Consider the following 1,705-nt stretch of genomic DNA (forward strand, 5'->3'; position numbering starts at 1 on the left):
ATTATCTTTTAATCGAACAGTCAGTGCCGTAACGCCTTGAGTTTGTAAGCTTAATTGGGCTGCAATTCACCAACATCGCTGGTGGACTTTTCCGACATCATTAGCAGATCGTTTTCTGACATCGCTAAAGGAGTTTTTGGACACCTTTAGGATGAGTTTTCTTACTCTATAAAAAGGGCTACCTTTGCTTGGCAAGTTTGGCTGTTAGTTTCGCTATTCGCTTTTCGTAATCATCAGTCCACCCTTGCTGTAATGCATTCTTGGCCAGTTCAAGTGCACCTTTAAGATCGCCTTCTTTTTCAAGAATGATAGCAAGTTGTTTGTAACCTGTATGTGAAGGCAGAATTTGAGGCTCATCATAATAGGGATGAGTCATACCCGTTAATTTATGAAGCCGTTTTAATTCTTTCGGTTTTTCGGGATAACGAAATTTTTTGACTAATTTACTGGAAATAGATATCTGCAATAAGCAAAACTCTTTGGCCTTTTCATAATGAGCTTGGTCATTTCGCAAACGGTAATGATATTTAATTAAACCAGCTAGAGCTAAGTGAATATCTATGTAATTTCGCTTAGTCTGGCTAAGAGCCTCTTTTACCGCTTGCTCGGTTTTGTTCCAGATGATGTCTTTCGCGGCATCCTTTGCCACACACGCTAAGACGTCCAGTAGGCAGCACTTACCCGTTTCACCATAGGATTTGCCGATTGGCGAGTAGAGAAATGGTGTGCCTGAAGGGTAACCCATCGGCTGATAGTCTCTGGCTATCTGAGCGCGTTGTGCAGGCATTAACGCCGTGTTCCACCATTCCTTTAGGTCGTAATAGTCCAATATGTCCATACAGTCACTTGATTACTTTATTGAGCTTTGAGTGTTGATAGTCATATTTGTTGGCGCGTGGGTTTCTGCGAAGTTCACTACCACACCATTTCTAAGCAAAATATCAAGTGTGTGAGTCGTGAAGTCGGATGTGGTTTTCATGGTAAACGCTTGGGCAGATGCGCTGCCCTCTGTGTAACTGTAAATCCACTTTACGTCTGTTTCGTTGATGACAGCTTTTACTTGTGGCTGACCAAAGAGGTTAACTAAATCTGCTTCTGCCGTTTTGCCCTTTGCTATCTTTGCCACCTGCTCGGAACTGAAATTGGTTCCTACGTTCATGTTAGATGTGTAGGTGCAAGCCGATAGCGTTATTAACGCTGTAAATATCCCTATAATTTTCATGTTAGTCCTTAGATGTACAGTTTAGGAATTGCCACCACTTCAAAAGCGGTTACATGCATACTCTTTGACCGATACTTTATTGGGGAGGTTTGGGGAAGGCAACAAGATATTTTCTAATGCGAGTTTGAACGCTACAGCACCCAACGCCACAGAAACAACAAAGGCTTAGCTAAATTGAGTTAGCTAAGCCTTCGAAAAATATGGTGGCCCCTCCCAGACTCGAACTGGGGACCTAACGATTATGAGTCGTGTGCTCTAACCAACTGAGCTAAGGGGCCGGCTTAAGGCAATCGTCATCACCAGAAGCGGGAGAGAGTATACGAAGTTTAATTGCGCTTGTCACCCGTGTTTTGCGCATTATTGATGCTATTGCTTTCAAGTGGTTATCTGTTAATCAGACTTGAGTCTTAAAGGCAATAAAAAACCCCGCGATGCGGTAATGCCGATCAGTTAAGACAGATCGCTTGACGATCTCACTGAAAG

2 protein-coding genes and 1 tRNA gene are annotated in these 1,705 nt (G+C 42.9%); all 3 read right to left on the reverse strand.

From position 1 onward, the window contains the following. Window positions 1–178: 178 nt before the first annotated feature. Window positions 179–838, reverse strand: a complete 660-nt coding sequence (locus RC73_RS19520) for a hypothetical protein (protein ID WP_039036190.1) — start codon at window positions 836–838, stop codon at window positions 179–181. A 12-nt stretch (window positions 839–850) separates the two neighbouring features. Further along, the gene (locus RC73_RS19525; protein WP_052248318.1) at window positions 851–1,222 is read right to left on the reverse strand and encodes a hypothetical protein; all 372 of its coding nucleotides are present in this window, start codon (window positions 1,220–1,222) and stop codon (window positions 851–853) included. 201 nt (window positions 1,223–1,423) lie between these two features. Beyond that, a tRNA-Ile gene (locus tag RC73_RS19530) sits at window positions 1,424–1,500 on the reverse strand. Between the last annotated feature and the right edge of the window lie 205 nt (window positions 1,501–1,705).

Origin of the sequence: Shewanella sp. ECSMB14102 (assembly GCF_000813075.1) — a bacterium.
Taxonomy (GTDB): domain Bacteria; phylum Pseudomonadota; class Gammaproteobacteria; order Enterobacterales; family Shewanellaceae; genus Shewanella; species Shewanella indica.